Origin of the sequence: Achromobacter veterisilvae (assembly GCF_037619525.1) — a bacterium.
In the GTDB taxonomy this organism is placed as follows: Bacteria; Pseudomonadota; Gammaproteobacteria; order Burkholderiales; family Burkholderiaceae_B; genus Achromobacter; species Achromobacter veterisilvae.
Genome location: NZ_CP148753.1, coordinates 813,388 through 835,784, shown reverse-complemented (window position 1 = coordinate 835,784; position 22,397 = coordinate 813,388). Strand labels below are relative to the sequence as shown.

General features: G+C 57.2%; 18 protein-coding genes. 15 read left to right on the top strand and 3 right to left on the bottom strand.

The window, feature by feature from the left end; translation table 11 throughout:
- The 15 genes from WHX56_RS03865 (at position 1) to WHX56_RS03795 (ending at position 18,173) form a co-directional block, all read left to right on the top strand.
- A complete protein-coding gene (locus WHX56_RS03865) occupies positions 1–1,170 on the top strand; it encodes a class I SAM-dependent methyltransferase (protein WP_338880521.1) in 1,170 nt (389 codons plus the stop codon).
- The gene (locus WHX56_RS03860; protein WP_338880519.1) at positions 1,167–1,919 is read left to right on the top strand and encodes a hypothetical protein; all 753 of its coding nucleotides are present in this window, start codon (positions 1,167–1,169) and stop codon (positions 1,917–1,919) included. Before WHX56_RS03865 ends, WHX56_RS03860 begins: the two co-directional genes overlap by 4 nt.
- Before the next feature lie 220 nt (positions 1,920–2,139).
- Positions 2,140–2,985, top strand: coding sequence for a methionyl-tRNA formyltransferase (locus WHX56_RS03855; protein WP_338880517.1), 846 nt, complete (start codon positions 2,140–2,142; stop codon positions 2,983–2,985).
- On the top strand, positions 2,982–3,701 hold the full coding sequence (locus WHX56_RS03850) for a WbqC family protein (RefSeq protein WP_338880515.1): 720 nt from the start codon (positions 2,982–2,984) through the stop codon (positions 3,699–3,701). The genes WHX56_RS03855 and WHX56_RS03850 overlap by 4 nt, the downstream gene beginning before the upstream one ends.
- A 64-nt stretch (positions 3,702–3,765) precedes the next feature.
- A complete protein-coding gene (locus WHX56_RS03845) occupies positions 3,766–5,064 on the top strand; it encodes a glycosyltransferase (RefSeq protein WP_338880514.1) in 1,299 nt (432 codons plus the stop codon).
- Positions 5,064–6,230, top strand: a complete 1,167-nt coding sequence (locus WHX56_RS03840; protein WP_338880513.1) for an ABC transporter ATP-binding protein — start codon at positions 5,064–5,066, stop codon at positions 6,228–6,230. Before WHX56_RS03845 ends, WHX56_RS03840 begins: the two co-directional genes overlap by 1 nt.
- A complete protein-coding gene (locus WHX56_RS03835) occupies positions 6,215–7,429 on the top strand; it encodes an ABC transporter ATP-binding protein (RefSeq protein WP_338880511.1) in 1,215 nt (404 codons plus the stop codon). Before WHX56_RS03840 ends, WHX56_RS03835 begins: the two co-directional genes overlap by 16 nt.
- 7 nt (positions 7,430–7,436) lie before the next feature.
- Positions 7,437–8,222, top strand: a complete 786-nt coding sequence (locus tag WHX56_RS03830; protein WP_338880510.1) for an ABC transporter permease — start codon at positions 7,437–7,439, stop codon at positions 8,220–8,222.
- A complete protein-coding gene (locus WHX56_RS03825; RefSeq protein ID WP_338880509.1) occupies positions 8,219–10,819 on the top strand; it encodes a hypothetical protein in 2,601 nt (866 codons plus the stop codon). The genes WHX56_RS03830 and WHX56_RS03825 overlap by 4 nt, the downstream gene beginning before the upstream one ends.
- Before the next feature lie 244 nt (positions 10,820–11,063).
- Positions 11,064–12,974, top strand: coding sequence for an asparagine synthase (glutamine-hydrolyzing) (gene asnB, locus WHX56_RS03820; RefSeq protein WP_338880508.1), 1,911 nt, complete (start codon positions 11,064–11,066; stop codon positions 12,972–12,974).
- Positions 12,975–12,992: 18 nt separating this feature from the next.
- Positions 12,993–13,934, top strand: a complete 942-nt coding sequence (locus WHX56_RS03815; RefSeq protein ID WP_173000110.1) for an NAD-dependent epimerase/dehydratase family protein — start codon at positions 12,993–12,995, stop codon at positions 13,932–13,934.
- 5 nt (positions 13,935–13,939) lie between these two features.
- Positions 13,940–14,872, top strand: coding sequence for an NAD-dependent epimerase/dehydratase family protein (locus tag WHX56_RS03810; protein WP_338880507.1), 933 nt, complete (start codon positions 13,940–13,942; stop codon positions 14,870–14,872).
- Positions 14,873–14,892: 20 nt separating this feature from the next.
- Positions 14,893–15,960, top strand: coding sequence for an NAD-dependent epimerase/dehydratase family protein (locus WHX56_RS03805; protein WP_338880506.1), 1,068 nt, complete (start codon positions 14,893–14,895; stop codon positions 15,958–15,960).
- 253 nt (positions 15,961–16,213) lie between these two features.
- A complete protein-coding gene (locus tag WHX56_RS03800) occupies positions 16,214–17,140 on the top strand; it encodes a transglutaminase domain-containing protein (protein WP_338880505.1) in 927 nt (308 codons plus the stop codon).
- 208 nt (positions 17,141–17,348) lie between these two features.
- Positions 17,349–18,173: a class I SAM-dependent methyltransferase gene (locus WHX56_RS03795; RefSeq protein WP_338880504.1), complete on the top strand. Its 825-nt coding sequence runs from the start codon at positions 17,349–17,351 to the stop codon at positions 18,171–18,173.
- A gap of 84 nt (positions 18,174–18,257) precedes the next feature.
- Here the strand turns inward: WHX56_RS03795 and WHX56_RS03790 are convergent, their stop codons facing one another.
- The 3 genes from WHX56_RS03790 to wecB are packed head-to-tail and all read right to left on the bottom strand — an operon-like array spanning position 18,258 to position 22,390.
- A complete protein-coding gene (locus WHX56_RS03790) occupies positions 18,258–19,409 on the bottom strand; it encodes a glycosyltransferase family 4 protein (protein WP_338880503.1) in 1,152 nt (383 codons plus the stop codon).
- The gene (gene asnB / locus WHX56_RS03785; protein ID WP_338880502.1) at positions 19,406–21,301 is read right to left on the bottom strand and encodes an asparagine synthase (glutamine-hydrolyzing); all 1,896 of its coding nucleotides are present in this window, start codon (positions 21,299–21,301) and stop codon (positions 19,406–19,408) included. The genes WHX56_RS03790 and asnB (WHX56_RS03785) overlap by 4 nt, the downstream gene beginning before the upstream one ends.
- A gap of 3 nt (positions 21,302–21,304) precedes the next feature.
- Positions 21,305–22,390 (bottom strand): non-hydrolyzing UDP-N-acetylglucosamine 2-epimerase, encoded by a 1,086-nt coding sequence (gene wecB, locus WHX56_RS03780; RefSeq protein ID WP_338880501.1) that lies wholly within the window; start codon positions 22,388–22,390, stop codon positions 21,305–21,307.
- Between the last annotated feature and the right edge of the window lie 7 nt (positions 22,391–22,397).

The window sequence follows — 22,397 nt, the reverse complement described above, 5'->3', positions numbered from 1 at the left end:
ATGCCGTTGAACGCAACCGCGAAATCCTGGCGGGTTGGTGATTTGCCCTTCTTCTATCGCTGTCAGCCGCAACCGTCCAATGCGGCCTACGGTTTGCCCGACAGGCTATCGTTCGAACTCGAGTTTGACGCAGCTTTGGGATTGGTGCGCCAGCGCCCCAACGCCGATGTCGACCGCGCCCTCGAGATCTGCTATCGGCAGGGTTCGGAAATTTCAGGGATGATGGATGATCGGGGTATAGGACAGCAGTACGCGCAGGATTTCCTGGCCTATATCACTCGGCACGAGTGGGATCTGGCGGGAAAGCGAGTGCTGGAGATCGGTTGCGGCACCGGCTACTTGCTGTCGCTACTGAAGGCGAGAGGTGCCGACGTCCTGGGCATAGAACCCGGCGCGCAGGGGCGCGACGGAAGCAATCGCCATGGGGTTCAGATCATCAACGGGTTTTTTCCGCATCCCGCTGTAGCCGGCAAATTTGATCTGGTAATTGCGTACGGGGTGTTGGAGCATATCGTCGATCCCGTCGGATTCATGCGGACAATTGCGGATAGTTTGTCGGAGGGTGGGGCTGCCTACATCGCCGTGCCGGACTGCGCTCCTTATCTACGGACCGGCGATATATCGTGCTTGTTGCATGAGCACTGGAGCTATTTCAATATTGGTAGCCTCCAACGCATAGTCGCTGCTGCAGACCTCAACGGTGAAGTGGAGGCGTCAGGTTTCGGCGGTAGCCTGTATTGCCGTGTCACAAGCGCGCAGGGGCGCGCCGCGGCGGCAACTGCGGAGATTGCACAGGCTGCGGCCGAGTTCGACCGTTTCCGGTCAATGGCGCAAGCGGCGGTCGGAAAAATGGAGCAATTCCTTCAGGGACCCGGCGTTGCCGGAATCTACGTGCCCGGGCGGATGATCAATCTGCTGGCGACTTTGGCGTCGGAGACGCAAGAGCGTATGCGTTTCTTTGACGATAATCCGGCGATGACAGGCCTATATTTCCCCGGCTTCCCAGTAAACATAGAGAATTTCGAAGCGCTGAAGAATAGTCCGCCTGCGCGATTGTTCATTGCTACCAAGAGCTTCCATAGTCAGGTCGTCCTTCGAATCGAGCAGGCCGCCATTGATATTCCAGTAGTGGCATGGTCGGAATTCTTTGTCCAGGAGGCGACGACATGAGCTTGGCGGAAAAATTCCATTACAGCGATTTCACGCGAGACAACTATCGCCTGTTGCTGCGTAAGGCGAAAGAGAATTACGTCTTTCGGAGCTATACCGACTACCGCGCGGACGAGCGATTCGTCTTGTGGCGGCACGATGTGGATCTCTCGGTTCATGCAGCCTACAAGCTAGCGGTGATAGAGGCCGAAGAGGGCATCTCCAGTACCTACTTTCTTCTGCCGCATTGCGAGTTCTACAATATGCTCGAGGCCGAGGTCGTTGGCAAAGTCCACGATATCCTTGCCTTGGGTCATCGTATCGGCCTGCATTTCGATAATGATTTCTATCGCATCAAGGATGTGGCGACACTGGAGGGTAAGCTCCGGTTCGAGGCGGACTTGTTGTCCAGCGTATTCGAGGCCCCAGTTGAGGTCTTCTCGTTCCACAATCCCGATGCGTGGATGCTGCAGCAACGCGACGCTACATACGCGGGGTTGATAAACACCTATGCAGAATACTTCCAAACCTCGGTGGGCTATTGCTCAGATTCCAACGGATATTGGCGGCATCGCCGTTTGCCCGAGGTGCTGGAGCGGGCTGAGGATCCATGCCTACAAATCCTGACTCATCCGGCGTGGTGGGTCGAGTCTCCCGCCAGCCCGCGCGACCGCGTTCTGAAATGCGTGCAGGGACGTGCAGAGCAGACCATGCGTAAGTATGACCAGGGCCTGGAACTGTACGGGCGTTCCAATGTGGGTGAAAAATGAGTCGGTTCGCGCGCATATCCGATATCGATCTGTCCGACGAGAACTCCTGGAAAGGGCAGATCTCCCTGACCCTGGACATTGCCTGTTTGGGGCAAAGGTTTTGCTCTATGGGCGAGGCCACGGATGCCGTCGGTAAGCTTCAGACTGGGCGAGATTGTCAAGACCATCGGCTTGCTTGAACTGGCAAGGTCGATGGCGGAAGGGCCGGGAAAAGGGGGGCATGGATACTCATGGAGACGAGCAATTGAAAATACCGAGTAGTGAGCCGCGCATTGCGCTGTTCGTGGACGATGCCGGCTTCGCACAATTATTGCCGCACCTGCCTGTGGCCTGGATAGGCGGGGTTGTCGCCGCCGGTATACGGCCCCAGTACATAGGTTCGTTGCGCGACCGGGCGGGGGAACTGGGCTTGCCGTTGCTGGTACAGCCGCGTTATGACGCACCGGAGTTTCGGACTTTCGTAGCTGCCCTGACAGCACTCGCGCCGAATCGATTGTTGTCGAACTCATATTCCATGATCATTCGGCCCGAGATATTGGGCCTGGTGGACGTTAGTGCCGCGTTGAATGTGCATGCTGCGGCCCTGCCCCGCAATCGTGGTCCCAATCCAATCCAATGGGCCTTGATCAGGGACGAGGTTTTGTCGGGGGTTACGATCCACCAGCTGGATGCCGGCCTCGATACCGGAGCAGTGGTCGCTCAATCAACATTTCCGATTACAGATACCGACACCTGGAAGACGTTGCACGAAAAAGCGCTGGCGACGGCACAGAAATTGTTCCGGGATCGTTTGCAAGACCTTCTATGGAAGGGTGGCGCCGGCATACCACAGGACGAGCGAATGGTCAGCAAGAACCGACGGCTGAATGCGGACTCTCCCCGGCTTGATCCAGCGTCCATGAGTGATCGCGAAATATTCAATTGGATTCGAGCGCAGGTCCACCCCCTGGGCGGCGCCTATGTGCAGCGTGGCGAAGAACGGCACCATGTGCGGCAATTCGTTCCCCTGGCCGAAATCCCGGCGCTGCGCCGGGAATTGAATAATTGGTTGGAGTATCAGGAATGAGCAGCACGGATCGCAGACTATGTGCTATTCATCAGCCGAACTTTTTTCCATGGCTGGGTTATTTTGACAAAATTTCGCGTTCGGACGTTTTCGTCTTTTTTGACGACGTGCAACTTCAAAAGACTCGAGGAGGGTGGGCGAATCGGGTGCAGTTGCTAGTTGGTGGACAGGCTCGCTGGATCAGCGCACCATTGGACCGGGCCTATCATGGTGTAAAGCCGATTTGCGAAGTCAGGTTCAGCGCTAATGAACCGCACTGGCGCGAGAGTCTAAGAAAAACTGTACTAGCTCAGTATTCCAAGGCTAAATATTTCAAGAGTGTTCAGCCTTGGCTTGATCCTTTGATAATGAATCAGGAAGTATCCCTGAGCGAATATAATATTACAGCTATTAACGAGATATGCAATAGAATCGGACTAAAATGCAATGCGATCAAGAGTTCGAGCCTGATTACTCAGGGTAATTCCACCGATTTATTGATTTCCACCGTGATCGCCGCTGGCGCCAATGCGTACCTTTGTGGGGGAGGCGCATCCGGTTATCAGGAGGATGAGAAATTTGGAATTCGTGGCTTGGATCTTGAATACCAGAATTTTGCTCATCCTCGTTACCAGCAATTCAAAGGCGACGATTTCCTACCCGGTCTTTCCATTATTGATGCTTTGATGCACTGTGGCGTGGCTGGGGTTCGAGAAATCTTGAGGATCAGTGTTTGATGGCGTTCGGTGGCGGGGGGGCGGTGCGTCAATTGGACACGAAGTGTTCAGAATCTGGATATAAATGAAGCTAAGGAATTTTCTTCTAAGTGGTTTTTTCAAGAAAAGGCACCGTTTGTTGGTGTCATTATTAATTGGTCCATATTTTCGCCTGAGGAGATTTTTATCTCCGCGTAAGAAGATATTGTTTGTAGGACAGTCCTATTATCATGCGTGGAACTCATCCCGTGCTCTGCGAACCAAAGGCTGGAAAGCGGATGTCTTGAATTGGGATATGCATGAAAACTCCCAGATCTATTACCACGGGGAAGATATAAGGTTTTTTTCCGGAGATCCGGAAGATGTGCTCGATCAATTCGATTTCTATGTGAAATCGATTTTTGAATATGACATATTTCAATTTTCCAACATCGGAGGAATGGTCTATGGCTATCCTCTGCATGCCTTCTTTGCGACGGAATTCGGGCTGAACTTTGAAATTCGGTTGTTGAAGCGTTTGGGAAAAACCATCACCTATACACATAGCGGCTGTCTAGATGGCGTTTCCCAGACGTCGTTTAGCAAGTGGGGTCCGGAATCCGTATGTCAATCCTGTGTCTGGCGCAACCGTCCCGATGTTTGCAGCGACGAGAGGAACCTGGCGTGGGGAAAGTACCGTAACGAGATGGCCGATTACCAGTTTACATTGGGCGGTAATAGGGTTGATTACAACGATAGTCCGACAGTGCATGAGGAGCCGGAGTTTTTTTGTCTGGATGCCGACGCGCTACGGCCGGATCTTATTGTGCCTGAACGGTTCAAGTTGGATTTTCCCGATGATTCGGTCAAGCTGTACCATGCCGTTGGCAACGCCGCCACCAGGACTGACGAAGAGGGGGTCAATATCAAGTCAACCCATATTTATTTGCCGTTGATTGATCGACTCAAGGCGGAAGGGCATTCTCTCGATCTTATATCTGTGTCGGGTGTGGCCAACAAGGATGTTAAGTATTATCAGGTTCAAGCGGATATCGTGCTTGAAATGTTGACGTATGGATTTTTTGGTGCCAACGGTCGAGAGGCATTGATGTTGGGAAAACCCCTGGTCTGTTATTTACGGCCGGAATGGCTGGAGAGCATGCGGAGGGAAATCCCCGATTATGTGGACGAGTTGCCTATTGTTATTGCCACGCCTAGTACCGTTTATGAGGTTCTCAAGGATCTCATAGAAAATAAGCAAAAACGAGAAGAGATCGGCAGGAAAAGCAGGGAGTTTGCCTTGAAGTGGCATTCCACTTCAGCTGCTGCGGAGCGGTTGGACCGGGTTTATTCGGATTTGCTGTTTCGGAGGCGGATGGAAACCCTCAGGAGTCAAAGGCATTGATGTCGATATCTGACACGCAGACTGCGGCGATTTTTTGCGAAGGCATCGCTAAGACCTTCGTTATCGACAATGAGAAGAATATGTGGCGCTTGATGCTCGGTCTTCCTGTTGTCGGTAAAACGTTCAAGGCGCTCCAGGACGTCTCGATGGCAGTACCCAAAGGTAAAATCGTTGCGATTCTGGGCCATAACGGCGCTGGCAAGAGTACGTTGCTGCGTCTTCTGGGCGGGGTTTATCAACCGACTGAAGGTGTGATTTCTTCCGACGGTACCATTAGCGGCTTGTTTGAAATGGGAGGAACTGGCGGAAGGCAATTGACAGGAAGGGCTTATGCCTTGCGTTATTTTTCGCTGATGGGGGTGCCAAAGAAAGACCGAAAGAGCTTGCTCGACGATATCCGGGAATTTTCGGAGCTTGGTGATAATTTCGAGCGCCCAATATATACATATTCCACAGGGATGGCTGCACGGCTGTATTTTTCCACAGCTACGGCGCTCCGGCACGATATCTACTTGATCGACGAATTGCTGTCGGTGGGTGATGAACACTTTCAAGCAAAATGCTGGGTGCGCATGCGGGGACTGCTGCTCAATGGGGCGTCTGGGGTCTTGGTAACGCATGACTGGGTGGCAGCCCTGAAACTGTGTGAGGAGTCTTATATTCTCTCCCGTGGGCGCCTTTCCGAACCTGGGGCGACGGACGAGATGGTCGTCAAGTATCTGGATTTGCCTAGGCCCTCCGGCGAACAGGTGCGCTTCTCCGCGGACAATCCACAGCTATATCATGCGACCAGCGGGGAAGACGTCAGCCTGAAATTCAATATGGAGATAGCAGAGGAAACCCCAGTTTCGCTGGTCTATTCGATAGAGATGCTACGGGTTGGAATTGGCTGGGAAGTCCTTTTGCTCGGGAGTTCCCCGTTGCAGGCGCGTTTGCCTGGGGCATATCAGGTCGAACTCGACATTCACGCTTTGCCTCTGGCGCCGGGGGAATATACGCTGAATGTGGGGCTGATAAAGCCCAAGAATAGCGCAAATGAAGAGACTACGGCTTTCGACGCCCGCGGCTGGACCACTGGCAACGGCTATCGTTTACTCGTAAACGGCTCGCCCACATCTGGAGCCGCCGTGCTGCCTCTGACGGTGACAACATGGATCGAAGCCTGAAAATGAGTCTGTCTATTCAGGTTGAAAACCTGCGAAAAAATTATAAATTGGGCAAACTTGAGCCCCGACTCGAATCACCTGGAGACGAGACGGAGGCTGTGCAAGAGAAGGCTGCGGTTGATGGTGTTAGCCTCAAGATCGGTATGGGCGAGCGCTTGGGTATCGTGGGTCGAAACGGTGCGGGCAAGTCCACCTTATTACATATGATTGCCGGATTGTCTTCGCCCACTTCCGGCTCTATCACTGTCAATGGTAAGGTAACTGCCATCATGACTCTAGGGTTGGGCCTGAGGGAACACGCGAGTGGCCGTGAGAATGTCTATATAGACGGCGAGGTGCAGGGCAAGACCAAGGCTGAAATCGATGCCGTGATTGGCGAAATAATAGATTTTGCGGAGTTGGGCGAGTTCATTGATTTTCCGGTTCGGACTTACTCAACGGGTATGAAATCACGCTTGGCTTTTGCCATGATTTCATACCTGGAGCCGGAGATTCTAATTATCGACGAGGCACTGTCAGCCGGCGACGCAAAATTTTCCCAGAAGGCGACGGCGAAAATCAGGGAGATCTGCGCAAAAGGGAAAATCGTAATAATCGTTTCCCACTCGATGAGCGCCATAAACGATATGTGCAATCGGTGCTTGTGGATCGACCAAGGCCGTATTGTGATGGATGGCACTCCCAAGGAGGTCTGCGACGCGTATATCGACGCGGTCCGCGGCGAAGATGAAGCGCGTTTGCTGGAGCGCTTCAAGAGCCAGGCCTTGGAGCGGGTGGCGACGTCGGGATGGGATATCGAGACGCTTGCCTTGCGACAAGGCGGAACTGCTGCCGAGCGTGTGCTCATCGAGGCCGGAGAGGATCTCGCCATCCGTACTAAAATCCTTGCCCCGCACGCCGCTGCAGAGACCGTAGTGGGATTGAGCGTTACGCGCCTGGACGGCTTGGTTGTCCTGCAGGAGGACACCCGCGTCGATGCCTACCGGGAGAACGGCGTTGTTCGTGTCCAATTTGGCATGCTACCCGTGGTGCTGGGCCAAGGCGTATACCGCCTGGAGATCAGCGCACGCGAAGGCGTAACGGTTCGTGCGCGCCGGAGCATGATTTTTGAGGTTTACACGCAAACTCCACCCTCCGGCGGGAAGCCGTTATTGCTTTATCCAGCGCAGGCTAGCGCATCTACCTTGTCCGGAAACTAATACGCACATGCTCGGTTTTGATAAGCGCGACCTCTTTCTGACGTTCAATTTTTTCGTCGTCAACGTTCGTGATAAATACCTGGGATCTCGCTTGGGCAGTATTTGGGCCATCGCAAATCCGCTGATCATGTTGGGGATCTTTACGTTCGTTTTCGGCTTTGTTTACAAATCCCGCTTGCCCGGCGCTGAGACCACACTTTCCTACGTCACTTGGCTAATCAGTGGTTATGGTCCCTGGCTCGCGATATCGGAATCGATCGTGGCTGGTTCAATGGCGGTAGTTGGGGCTTCAGGCCTCGTCAAGAATCTTGCCTTCAAGACAGAGATTCTGCCGTTCGCATCGGTGGCAATGGGGCTCGTTCCACTGGCTGTCAGTCTGATCTTTCTGACGATATTATTGATCGTCGACGGAAATACGCCGACATGGCACATTATCTGGGCGCCTCTGGTGATTTGCCTGCAATTCTTCTTTGTCGCTGCGCTGGGACTCTGGTTATCGGCCGTCACTGTATTCATTCGGGATGTAAGTTTTGTGCTGCCGAATCTACTGATGGTTCTGATGTTTGCTACACCCGTGTTTTACCCAATCGATATGATGCCAAGCCTTGTTCAGCGTCTGTCGGAGTTTAATCCTCTGTACATCATTGTCGAGGGGTATCGGCAGCCGTTGATTCATCATGCTAGTCCAAAGGCCTGGGCTTTGGCTTATGTCGCATTTCTGTCGTTGGTGATCTTCTATGCTGGCCTAAAGGCATTTCGGCGCGTGAAGGGCAATTTCGAAGGCGTACTGTGAACGGGGTTCCCATTTTGAAAGATGTTGCTTCCGGCTTGGCGGATGTGTTCGACGCCGTCATCGTTCTGACGGATTCTGCTTGGCGAACCGATCCGCTGGACAGCCGTTTTCTCTACGCACGCGAGTTTGCACGGACGTTGCCTGTGATAGTGATCGCCCCGGCGGGCCAGGCTGGCGCCACGGCGTTGCAGCCCCAGCCCGGTGGTTGCGAAGGCGTGACCGTCGTGCATTTGCCGATAGCGCCGTCGATGGAGCAAACCGAGGGCTTCAATGAGATCTTGCTGGCCCGCGAGATCCGCCGGCCGCTGTTCTGGCTGGTCAACTGCGATGCCTATCTACCAGTGTTGGACGCCTGGCCCAATGCAATGCGTGTGTATCGCGCCAGCTTCGACGGTGAAGCCGTTGGTGTGAGTCACACCAGATCGCTGCATGATGTTGCCGTCTCATTTGGCGTAACGCTTGCACACCACGTTGATCTGGTGCTGGCCAGCAGCCCAGGCGTGGCGGAAGCCTATCGCAAGTATGGCGATTACAGCGGGGCATTGCAGCTTGTCGCGCCGGGGTGCGACATCACGTTCCTGAGTCATATCGCCACGGGGACGGGCGATGATCGGGCCGGAGCGGCTCCAAAGGCCGTGGTCATACCTGGGCCGATAGATGGGACCCTGGACTACGAATTGCTGCACGAGGTGGTGCATGCCTTGCCCGATTGGCAGTTCCGATGCTACGGCGCCGCACAAACCGGCCTGCAGCAATGGGAAGCGCTGGCGGCGCACGAGAACGTGCGACATTACGCGACGCTGGATGCTGCGACGTTGCTGAGCCTGGGCAAAGATGTGGCGGCCGCATGGGATCCGCGTAAGCTGCAAGAGGGCGATACCGGGACCGGCGAGATTGTGCGCCGCAATTTCGAGGCACTGGGATTGCCGCTAATCGGCGATGAGGGACAACAGGATGCGGCACGATGCCAGATCGTTGTCAGCGCCTTGGTTCAAGCCCAGCAACACGGGTTGCGCGCAGGGGTGGTGGCCGCCGATGTTCAAGGCATTGATATTGGTGATAAGTTCCTGCAGGCGGAACGGCTGCTGCTTGAATGCTATGCCCAGCAATTGGCCAAGCCTCTTGACCAGCGGCTTAATATCGCCGTGCTCTACGATGACCGCTGGACCCACGTGGGCACTGTTGAAGAGCATGTGACTTCGTTCCAGAAATACTCGCGCCACAATATTTATTTCGTTCCGATCAGTCGCCAAACGTCGCTGCGCGACTATAAGCTGGCGGAGGAAGTCGACTTTTCCATGTTCGACGTCCTGATTTACCACTATGCCGTACGGCTGTCGCTGAAAGACTATCTGCCGGAGCCGATGGCGCGCAAGATTGAACGGTTCACCGGCCTGAAGATACTCTTCATTCAGGACGAATACGATACGACTAACACCGCGCGCGCCTGGATCAGGCGGCTTGCGTTCGACATGGTCTACACCTGCGTGCCGCCCGAAGGCCGTGAGTATGTCTATCCCGCAAGTTGCTTCCAGCACACCGAGTTCTTGGCGACCTTGACGGGGTATGTGCCTGAAGATCCCTCGCTGGGTAGATATCAGGTGCCGTTGCGCGAGCGGCAGGTGATGGTCGCTTACCGCGGCCGGATGTTGCCCTACTTCTACGGCAGCCTGGGCTGGCAGAAATACCGGATCGGCGTCGATGTCAAAGAACTGGCGCAAGCGCGTGGTTTGAACGTGGATATCGAAGTCGATGATTCAAAGCGCATCTACGGTATGGACTGGTACCGGTTTATGGGTTCGGCCCGGGCGACACTCGGGACCGAGAGCGGCTCGAACGTGTTCGACTTCGACGGAACGCTGCGAAGCAAGATCGAGAAGATCCTGGATGCGAATCCCGGGGCTTCGTTTGACGATCTGTATCGGGAATTGCTTGAGCCGCTGGAGCGCAATATCCGCATGAACCAGGTATCGCCTAAGATTTTCGAGGCGATACGGTTGCGCACCGCGCTGGTTTTATTCGAAGGCGAGTATTCAGGGGTGGTACAGCCGTGGATTCACTATATTCCGCTGCGCCAGGATTATTCCAATATCGATGAAGTGTTCGCGAAACTGCAGGACTTCGATTTCCTCGAACGTCTGACTGAGCGAGCCTACGAGGATGTGGTCGCCAGTGGTAAGTACTCCTATCGTACGTTTGTCCAGGGAGTCGACGCCGATATCGAGCGCAGGTGGTTGCGGGGCGCGCGTGCAAGGATCTACGCCACGCCCATCCTGACCGAAGATAATCATGGCAACCAGCGGTTGGTCATGCCGCGCGGCGTTAACGGATGGTGCCTGTCCACGTCTACGCTGGGCGGTTCCATGCAGCGCGAGCAGTTGGAAACGCTGGTTGGCGAGCGGTTGCGCGGGATGGCAGCGCTCCTGCTGCGGGAGCGGGTCAGGACACGCATGGCCGACGGCCTGCGAGGAATCTACCGCAGGTCGGTGGACACCGCTCGCGCCGTTTGGCGGCGTTTGCCCGTGCCGCGGCCGGCGCGCAGATTGGCGAGCCGGGTTCTGCGTGGCATGAAAGCCCGCTTGCTGGGGCGCGGCTAGATCAGGGTAAAGGTGGCAGGGGGAACGTGCGGGGGATATGGCCCCCCTTCGTTCTGGATTGTTGCAAATTTCATCATAAGCGCATTACAGCCTGCTCGACCGGTATCGTTAGGGCCGGGGGCGTCATGCTCCGGCTGGGGTTCCGGGCAGACGCCCCGTGGCTTGCTACACTTGCGCCTGCGCAAGGCCAATGGCTGGAGCAGGTCTCTATCGTCTATTAATTACATACTCGGCAATACAAAACATGTGTGGAATCTTTGGCGCAATTTGGCGTGACACGCGTCCCGCAGGCACGATAGAACGGCATCTGCAGGTTGGCATCGAACGCCAATTGCATCGCGGACCCGATGGGCACGGCACTTGGATCCATCCTGCCGGCAAGCTCGGGCTCGCCCATGTCCGCCTATCCATCATTGACCTGAGCACGGGCGCCCAGCCCATGCGTGGCACCGCTGGCAACGTAATCACCTACAACGGCGAGATCTACAACTACATCGAGCTGCGCAAGGAGATTGGCGAGGAGTTGTTCGAAACAACGTCCGATACCGAAGTGATACTCCGCGCCTATGAGAAGTGGGGAGAGGCCTGCGTCGAGAGGCTGGAGGGCATGTTTGCCTTCGCTATCTGGGACGAGCGCCGTGGCCAGTTGTTTGTCGCCCGCGACCGTTTCGGCATCAAGCCCTTCTACTACGCCGTCAGCCAGGGCGGTTTCTATTTTGCTTCCGAGGTCAAGGGCCTTACGCCTTTCCTGGATCAGGTCCGTACCGACGCCAATGCGCTGCACGATTATTTTTCGTTCCAGTTCTGCCTGGGTGAAAAGACCCTGTTCGAGGGCGTGCGTCAACTCAAGCCGGCACATTGCGGCTATGTTGATGCCGACCTGAACCTGCGCCAGCGCCAATACTGGGAAGTGCACTACGATCTGGATTGGAATCATACCGAGACCTACTTCGTCGAGCAGGTGCGCGAGCGGTTGCGTGAATCCGTCCACATGCATATGCGCAGCGACGTCGAGGTCGGCGCGTACATCAGCGGGGGCGTGGACTCCAGCTTGATCGCCGCGATGGCGCGAAAAGAACGGGAAGGGCAACGCTTTCAAGGCTTTACAGGCAAGTTCGCCATTGGCGAGGCGTTTGACGAGTCCCGTTATGCGCAAGTCGCCGCGGATGAACACGACATCCAACTGCATCAGGTGGACATTACCGAAGACGATTTCGTCAACGATATTTCCAAGGTCATCTACCATCTGGACCAGCCCGTAGCGGGCCCTGGATCGTTCCCGCAATATGCCGTGTCGCGCCTGGTCAAGGACCACATCAAAGTCGTGCTGGGCGGGCAGGGCAGCGACGAAATGTTCGGCGGTTACGCCCGCTACCTGATTGCGTATTGGGAGCAATGCATCAAGGGTGCGCTGGACGGCACCATGAATGACGGCAACTACATCGTCACGTACGAGTCGATCATTCCCAATTTGCGGACGTTGCGCAATTACAAGCCGCTGATCCAGGAATTCATGGCCGAAGGGATCTTCGACTCCCGCGACAAGCGCTATTACCGCCTGATCAACCGCTCCAACACATTTGGCAATGTGGTGAACTGGAACTTGTTCCAGGACAAGGCGTCGTCGTTCGATGATTTCAAGGAAATCTTCTGGGGTAAGAACGTGGGCAAGGAGTCATATTTCGACTCGATTACCCATTTCGATTTCAAGACCCTGCTGCCGGCATTGCTGCAGGTCGAAGACCGCATGAGCATGGCGCATGGCATCGAATCGCGCGTGCCATTCCTGGATCACAAGTTGATCGAGCTTGCAGCTACTGTGCCTGCCAATGTCAAGTTCCAGAACGGCGAACTGAAGCGCTTGCTGCGTTTGGCCTTCCAGGACACGCTGCCCAAGGCGATCCGGGAGCGTAAGGATAAAATGGGCTTTCCCGTGCCTCTGCAAGTCTGGATGAGGCAAGGCGGGCGGGCGCGCGAATTCATCCTCGACACCTTCCGCAGCACCAACGCCCGCACGCGCGAGTATCTCGCGCCAGGGTTCGACATCGAGAAGATGATGCAGCAGGAAGGTCTATTCAGCCGCAACATCTGGGCGTTCCTGAGCCTGGAATTGTGGCAAAAGCAGTTCCATGATGTACATCAGCAAACAATTTGAGCATTGAGGCAAAAAGCCATGAAAAAAGTCTTCATTACCGGTATTTGTGGGCAAATCGGCTCGCACATCGCTGAGCTGCTGCTCGAGCGTGGCGATCAGGTCGTCGGCATCGACAACTTTGCCACCGGTCGCCGTGCGCATCTGAAGGATCACCCGAACCTGACCTTTGTGGAAGGCAGCATCGCGGATCATGCGCTGGTCAACAAGCTCATCGGCGACCTCAAACCGGATGCCGTGGTGCACACCGCCGCATCCTATAAGGATCCGGACGACTGGTACAACGACACGCTGACCAACTGCGTGGGCGGTTCCAACGTTATCCAGGCCGCGAAGAAGAACAACGTCGGCCGTTTCGTCTACTTCCAGACGGCCCTGTGCTACGGCGTCAAGCCGGTGCAGCAGCCGGTGCGCCTGGACCATCCGCGCAACCCGGCCAACAGCAGCTACGCTATTTCCAAGTCCGCCAATGAAGATTACCTGGAATACTCGGGTCTTGATTTCGTGACGTTCCGCCTGGCCAACGTGGTCGGCCCGCGCAACGTCAGCGGCCCGCTGCCGATCTTCTTCCAGCGTTTGTCGGAGGGCAAGAAGTGCTTCGTGACCAAGGCCCGCCGCGATTTCGTATTCGTCAAGGACCTGGCTCGCGCAACCGTCCGCGCCGTTGACGGTACCGGCCATGGCGCCTATCACTTTTCGTCGGGCACCGACGTGGCGATCAAGGAACTTTACGACGCCGTCGTCGAAGCCATGGGTCTGCCGTCCTACCCCGAACCCGAAATCCGCGACCTGGGTCCGGACGATGCCCCGTCGATCCTGCTGGACCCTTCGCGCACGGTGCAGGACTTCGGCAAGATTGAATTCACGCCCTTGAAGGAGACAGTCGCAGCCGCCATCGCCTATTTCCGCGAATACGGTGTGTCGGGCGGTTATACCCATCTGAAGATCAACGAGAACAAGTGATCCCTATGCGCATCCTGATTACCGGCGGCGCAGGCTGCCTGGGCTCGAACCTCATCGAACACTGGCTGCCGCAGGGCCATGAGATCCTGGTCATCGACAATTTCGCGACCGGTAAGCGTGAGGTTTTGCCGCCCGTGGCGGGCCTGACCGTGGTGGAAGGTTCTGTGACGGATGCGGAACTGGTCGACCGCGTGTTCGACGAATTCAAGCCGACGCATGTAGTGCATAGCGCTGCCGCATACAAGGATCCGGCCGATTGGGCAGAAGACACCGCCACCAATGTCCAGGGCTCCATCAACGTTGCCAAGGCCTCGTCGCGGCTGGGCGTCAAGCGGTTGCTGAATTTCCAGACGGCGCTTTGCTATGGCCGCCCCAAGCAGGTGCCGATCCCAGCCGACCACCCGACGGCGCCGTTCACCAGCTACGGCATTTCGAAGACCGCCGGTGAGGCGTTCCTGTTCATGGGCGATGTGCCGGTGGTTTCGCTGCGCTTGGCCAACGTGACAGGGCCTCGCCTTGCAATCGGCCCGATTCCGACGTTTTACAAGCGTCTGAAGGCGGGACAGAAATGTTTCTGTAGCGACACGGTGCGGGACTTCCTGGACATGTCCGATTTCCTGACCATCGCTGATCTCGCATTGGAAGAAGGGCGGCCCACTGGAGTTTTCAACGTGTCCACAGGCGAAGGGCATTCCATCAAGGAAGTGTTCGACGTTGTGCTGGAGTACGTTGGCGCGACGCTGGCCGAGCCGGTGCCGGTGGTTCCCGCAGGCGCCGACGACGTACAGAGCGTCGTGCTGGATCCGAGCCGCACCGAAGAGGCGTTTGGCTGGAAGGCCGCCGTCAATTTCAAGGACACCATTACCGGTCAGTTGGCCTGGTATGACAAATACGGCGTGACTGATATTTTCAGCCACCTCGCTGCGCCCAAGGCCTGACGTATTCACGTAAGAAAATCATGAACGCATCCAAACTCGCGAATTCGAATGTGCTGGTCGTCGGCGGCGCCGGCTTCGTCGGCAGCAATCTGGTCAAGCGCCTGCTGGAACTGGACGTCAACCTCGTGCACGTGGTCGACAACCTGCTGTCCGCTGAAAAGACCAATGTGCCGGATCATCCGGCCGTCCGTTTCAGCGGTGTGTCGATCACCGACGACACGCTGCTGGCCTCGTTGCAAGACGAATACGATTATGTGTTCCATCTGTCGACGTATCACGGTAATCAAAGTTCGATCCACGATCCGCTGGCCGACCACGAGAACAACACCCTGACCACGCTCAAGCTGTATGAGCGGCTGAAGGGTTTCAAGCGCCTGAAGAAGGTGGTGTATTCCGCCGCGGGCTGCTCGATCGCGGAAAAAACCTTCGATGACGCCAAAGCGACCGAAGAAACGGACATCGTGTCGCTGCACAACAATGACAGCCCGTACTCGATGTCGAAGATCTTCGGCGAATTCTATTCGGTGTACTACCACAAGCAGCACCAACTGCCGACGGTTCGTGCCCGGTTCCAGAATGTCTACGGCCCTGGCGAAATCCTGGGAGCCGGCCAATGGCGGGGCACGCCGGCGACGGTCTGGCGCAACGTGACGCCTACCTTTGTCTACAAATCCCTCAAGGGCATGCCCTTGCCGCTGGAGAACGGTGGTGTCGCAACGCGCGACTTCATCTTCGTCACCGATGTGGCGAATGGTTTGATCGCCTGCGCGGCAGACGGTACGCCAGGCGGGGTCTACAACATCGCCAGCGGCAAGGAAACCAGCATTGCGGACCTGGCTGCCAAGATCAATGAGATCACCGGCAACACGACCGAATTGGACCGCCTGCCCAAGCGTCCGTGGGACAACTCGGGCAAGCGTTTCGGTAGCCCTGAAAAGGCGCGCCGAGAGTTGGGATTCGAAGCCAAGGTGGATATTGCCGACGGTCTGCAGCGCACTATCGACTGGACCCGCAGCAATCTGGACCTGATTGAACGCACCATGGCCAAGCACGCGGACAAAATTGCTGCGTTTGACCAGGGAAAATAAAAATCCGGTAGCGCTTTTCTAATTCTTGAAAAGCCTGCCGGTCTTTCAAGTTAGATAATGCCGCGTGGATAAGTCTCTCTCAAGATTCGCCTTTCCTCTCGTTTTGGTCGCAACCATCGCCATTTGCGCGGTAGTTGTGACGGCGCCGCGAGGGTCTTCGTCGAACGCCAAAAGCCCGCTAAAGGAGGCCGCATCGGGGGCGCCTGCGGCTGGCAAAGGCGATGATTCACCGTTCTGTACGCAGGCGGATCTGTTGGACAGATTCGCCTGTTACACAGAACACGCGGCCGACGGAGCCTTGCTTGTCAGCGGCGGGCCCGGTGGCCAAAGCGCCACGGGGCAGCGTGAGATTTTCATGGTGCTTGAGGCCATGAATTTGGTTCAAGACACCGCCAGTTCGGCCCGTTATGCTTGGTACCAGCATCAGCTTGGCGTCAAATTCGTCCCTCCCAATTCCACTGAACAGGAAGTTTGCCTGGAGAGTGGATTCGGTATCTGCGGAAATCACCAGTTGGTGTTTCTGGATTTGATGGAGAAGGTCGGTATACCGGCCCGTCCGGTGAATTTCTGGTACACGGACAGGAAACTCAACAAGCGGGCGAATCATGCGGCCGTCGAAGTTCACATTGCCGGAAAGTGGCGATACGTCGACGTTACCTGGGGCACAATCTGGCTGCGCCAAAAGCGCGATCCGCTGTCGGCGCTGACCGTGGAAGAAGTGCTCAAGGGCGAAGGACAGCGTCTGACTGGCGCCACCAATACTTGGTACCTGGTGCAACGCCAGCACAATGTCGATCCGTTTTCGTACCTGCAGGCCAGCGATGTCCAAATGACACGTTCCGGCGGAATGTTGAAGCTGTCGCTGTCTGATCAGCCCGAGACTTTCAACGGTTTGCCCAACTATGTAGGCAGCCCGCCCGACAGCGATGCGTTGTCCTATTCCGTGAGGCAGCGTGAGGCAGGTGGCCAACTGGAAATCGCGATGTCGGGCGCGAGCATCTGCAATAACTCCAAATTGATGGTCGGCGACCAGGCATTCGATATCTCTCCCAACACGGTGATCGACGCCGATTTCGATAAGGCGGAACTCAAAGTGCAGGTCGTGGGTCAGGACGAGGACTGCTACGTAGTCATGGCATCGATGACTCGCCGTCCCCCTGGGGCAGCACAACTCCGGTGATTCAATATTGGAGACGGTTCTGCCGGGCACTTGGCGCAATGCATACTCGTGCCTCTCCATGAGTTTTTTGCGACGAATGGTATTGATAAGCATCAGAATTAAACATCGACACGCGGCGATTTAGCGCTATCGTTTGCGATGCCAATCCGAATTGGTGGAACGCATACAAGGTCCCTGATCTGCCTATATCACGAGCGGGAGAGCGACAATGTCGAGTGCCGATGTGAGTGAAAGGAATGTGGCATATTGGGAGGAGATGTGCGGTTCAAATCTCGCTAAAACCTTAGGAATTACGGATTCAAAGCCCGAGTCGCTGAAGCGCTTTGACGAATGGTATTTCGACTATTACCCATATCTCGCCGCTCATATCCACTTTGAACAATTGGTCGGCAAGGCGGTCCTTGAAATCGGTCTGGGGTACGGATCGGTGTCGCAGCGCATCGCCGAAGCCGGCGCGCGGTATCAGGGGCTGGACATTGCAGCGGGCCCGGTAGGCCTGGTAAACACGCGTCTGAGCCAGCTTGGCTTGCCTGGCGAGGCGACCCAAGGCTCCATCCTGGCGGCCCCATTCGAGAACGAGAGTTTCGACCATATCGTCACGATCGGATGCCTGCACCATACCGGCGATCTCATAAAGAGTATCAGCGAGTGCCATCGCTTGCTCAAGCCGGGTGGGTCTCTGATCATGATGGTCTATTACGCCTACTCTGCCCGCCGCTACATGCAGGAACTGTCGACGACCTTGCGCTATCTATGCCGGGAATTGATGGGCTACCGAGGCGTGGTGGAACTGACGAACTCGCAGATACGGGCGTCCTATGACGCCAATAGCGAGGGCAACGCCGCCCCGCACACTGATGCGATCTCTGGTAAATCGCTGATGCACTTGCTGCGTGATTTCAGCGCGGCCTCGTATCGCATCGAGAACATATCGCAAGAGCCTCCATTCTGGCGCTGCACCCGTGAACACCTGCTTGCGACGAAATGGCCGCAACGCGTGGGGCTGGATATTTACGCCACCGCGGTGAAGTAAACAACGCCTCCGTGCCGCGTGGGGCAGGCGGGAGCGTGTCCGCGAGGTTGCGGCTCCTGTTGCCCCGGAGTTGTGCTGGATGCTTCAGGAAGAGAGCCGGGCGTACACGTCCAGCAATACACTTTCCTGGGCTTGCCAATGGAATACCGAACGCACCGACCGTACAGCATCGGCATATCCGGCAAGGGCGATTTCGTCCAGTTGCGCCACCGCCTGTCGAATCGATTCCTCGTCAGTGCCCGGCAAGACAGGACCTACGGGATGCGCACGGACGAAACGGCGCAATTCCTGGAGATCGGACACGATTACCGGCAGACCCGCCATCAGATACTCGAACAGCTTGTTCGGCAGGCAGTAAAAATAGGACAGGCACAGGTTCTCGATCAGGCATAGGCCGACATCGGCGGAGGCCGTGTAGGCTGGCAATACATCTGGCGATACCGCCGGATGGTAGTAGATGTTCCGGTGTTGAGCCGCCGCTTGCTTGATCGCGCTCGCCATCGGTCCGTAGCCCATGAACACGACGACTCGCCTGCTGTCCGGCAGGCCTTTGAAAGCCTCGATGATGGGTTCGATACCTCGCCCTGCTGCCAATCCTCCCTGGTAGAGAAAAATGATAGCGTCCTGCGGGATGCCTAGCGTCGATCGGAAAATGTCGGCTTCAGGCAGCGGTGCGAGCGGCGGACAATTCAGCACGAGCGCGGGCTTGGGGATGCCGTACATGCGGACATATTCGTCCGCGATGGATTCGCTGACCGTCATGGTAGCGTCGGCGTGCCGGATCCAGAAGCGTTCCATGAAGCTCTTTACGCGGATCTTCCAGCGAGGCTCATTGGCGACGTCATTAATCTCGAACTCGTGGGCGTCATAAACGACCCTTGTGCGCTTGCGGCTGAGCATGCGGGCGACGGCGCCCGCGGGCAGCGTGGGCAGGTCATTGCAGTGCACGATGTGGGCTTTGCGCGAGAGCAGGAAGGCGCGCCACAGCCATTCGAAATACTTGAAGACCTGTATGGGCAGAACTTTCGGCCAGCCGCGGCTGAGCAGGCGTATCCGCTTGACGACGATGCCGTGTACTGTGTCCTGTTCTGCCAGGCCCTGCTCATGCAGGGCGACGACAAAGGGATCGTAGCCGGCGTGTTTGAGCGACAGCGCCTCTTTGAGCACGCGACTGTCGTTCGTGAAGGGATTGAGCACCAGTAGCGCGACGGTTTTACGCATCGGGGCGGCGCTCATGCGCGTATGTTCATGACATGGAGCCAGCGTTGGAAATTGATCCAGCGCCAGGTCTGCCAGCCGAACGGCTTGCTCCCGTCGATGACCGCGTCGAATTCCGCGACCAGTTGCGCACGGTCCAGGAAGGACGCGCCGGTGTCTTCGGACAACCAACCGCGGATCTGCGGCGCGAGCGCGCGCAGCCATTCAAGCTCGGGTGTTTCAAAACCGACCTTGTCGCGGCGGTTCAGGATGGCATCCGGCACGATGCCGCGCATGGCCGCGCGGAAGATGTGCTTGGTCTCGCCCTGCGGGGAAATCAGATGCTCTTCCGGTAGCCCCAACAGAAAATCCGCCAAGTCGGTCGTCAGGAAAGGCACGCGGCTCTCGATGGAAAAGCGCATCGAGTTCCGGTCGCCATGGCGCAGCAGCCAACCCAAGCCTCGTCGTGTCAGGGACTGCGCCAGTTCGCTCATGAGATGGCGGCCGCGTTGCGGCGAGGGCCAGCCATCGCGTGGAAACCGAGTGACCACGCCGGCCTCTATGCATTGATCGATATTCAGCCATATAGGGGCCGCCTTGCGCCCGCTCGCGTCGCGGGCGCGCTGATAGAGCGCATCGGGCAGCTTGAGGGCGATGGCTTCCTGTATGATCGCTCGGCTTGCGGGGCGGCCCGGCCAGTCTTTCTGGTGACCCAGGAAGCGCCAGGCGTCTAACAGGCGCCCCTCTTGCAGCAGGCTGATCAACCGGTGCGCCGGATAGCCGTTGTACCCCGCCAGCAATTCATCGGCGCCCTGGCCTTCCAAGGTCACGGTAATGCCGTGTTCCTTGGCGAGTTTGAACACGCGGTACTGTGCGTAGATGCTGGTGCTGCCGAAAGGTTCACCTTGGGCGCGGATCATGTCGTCCAGATCGGTCGCCAATTCGCGCGGATCAACGACAACCTTGTGGCCGTTTGCGCCGACGTTGGCGTTGATCAAGTCCACCCATTTCTCCTCGGACTTCTGCGAACCCTTGGCGATGAAGCTGAAGGTGTGGATGGGCAGGTCCGGCTCGACATGCCGCATGGCGCAGACGATGGCGGATGAGTCGACGCCGCCCGACAGGGCGGCGCCCAGCGGAACGTCGCTGCGCAGGTGTAGCCTCACGTTCTGCAAGAAGCGCTCGCGCAACTGCGCGGTCGCGTCGGCTAGGCTGATTTTTTCGCGAGCCTTGATGGATGGTGTCCACCAAGGTGCTGGCGCCGACAGTTCGCCTGTCTGGGGTTTTAGGGTCAGGATGGTACCGGGAGGGACATGCCGGATGCCGTCGACAAAAGTGCGCTCGCCGTGGTCGTAACGGCCGTGCACCAGATAGTCGTAGGCGGACTGCCAGTCAAGTCGAGGTTCTTGCGGCGTCAGAGCAAGAATGGCGGGCAGTTCTGAGCCAAAGACCAGGAAATTATCCTGGTAGCGGTAAAAGAGCGGTTTGATGCCGAAAGCATCCCGGACCAGGCTCAGCGAGCCGTCTTGCGTGTCCGAAATAGCGAAGGCGAACATGCCCTTGAAGCGATTCAGGCACGCTGGGCCCCAGTGCATCCAGGCGGTCAGCAGGACTTCGGTATCGCTGTCCGATTGGAAGTAATGGCCGGCCTGGCGCAGCTCCTGGCGCAGTTCCTTGTAGTTGTAGATCTCGCCGTTATAGACCAGCAGATAGCGGCCATCGGATGAGCGCATGGGCTGGTGCCCGCCCGCGCTGAGGTCGATGATGGACAGTCGCGTTTGGCCCAGCGCCGTTGTGCCCCATGGTGTGCGGGAGAACTCGACTCCGTGGTCGTTCGGGCCGCGATGCTTGAGAGCGAGAATGCTCCGCTCCAACCGCGGTTGCAGATCGGGCAGAGGGGTGCGCCACCAGCCGCCGACGATGCCACACATGGCTTAGGCCGCGAGGTGGGTGGCGATGATGCGCGCCGCATCGCCGGCGCCATAGGGTTGGATCTCGGCGGGCTGGATGGTCAGTGCGCGCTCGCAGGCGCCGGCGATGACCTCGGCGGACAGGGGCGGGGTTAGCAGGTTCCAACCGGCTTGCACCAGCTCGACCCATTCGGTTTCGTCGCGCAGGGTGACGCAGGGTACGCGGTGGAAGAAGGCTTCCTTTTGCACGCCGCCGGAATCGGTGGCGATCAGGGCAGCGTACTTTTCCAACTGCACCATGTCCAGATAGCCAACCGGGTCGGTGATAACGAACCGGTTGCGCAGGTTTTCCAGCAAGCCCAGGCGGGCCAGTGTCGCGCGAGTGCGTGGATGGATGGGCCAGACCACGGTCCGCGTCATGGCAACCTGCTCAAGTCCCTGCATGATGGCGCGCAGGCGCTGTGGATCGTCCGTATTCTCGGCGCGGTGAACGGTGACGAGCGCATATTCGCGCGGCGTCAGGCCCAGGCGCTCCAGCGTACCGCCTTGCTCGGTGACGCGTGCGCCATGCCGCAGCGCGACGTCGAACATGACGTCGCCTACCTGCGTGATAGTGCTCTCGGCCACGCCCTCCTTGATCAGGTTTTCGTCCGCGCGGCGGGTGGGGGTGAAGAGCCAGCGAGAGACGCGGTCGGTCAGGACGCGGTTGATCTCCTCGGGCATGCGCATGTTGAACGAGCGCAGGCCGGCTTCGACGTGGGCAACCGGAATGTGCAGCTTGGCCGCGGCCAGGGCGCCTGCCAGAGTCGAGTTGGTGTCGCCGTAGACCATCACAATGTCCGGGCGTTCTGTCAACAGCACCTGTTCGACGGCGCCCAGCATGCGGCCGGTCATTTCACCGTGGCCGCCGCCGTGGATATCCAGTTGGTGCGCCGGCTTTTCCATGCCCAATTCGTCGAAGAAGACGTCGGACATGTTGCTGTCGAAGTGCTGGCCGGTATGGACCACGACTTCGCGCAGACGTGTGTCAGCCGCAATTGCGGCCGACACGACGCTGGCCTTGATGAATTGCGGGCGGGCGCCGAGAACGGTGAGAATCTTGGTGGTCATAGAGGAC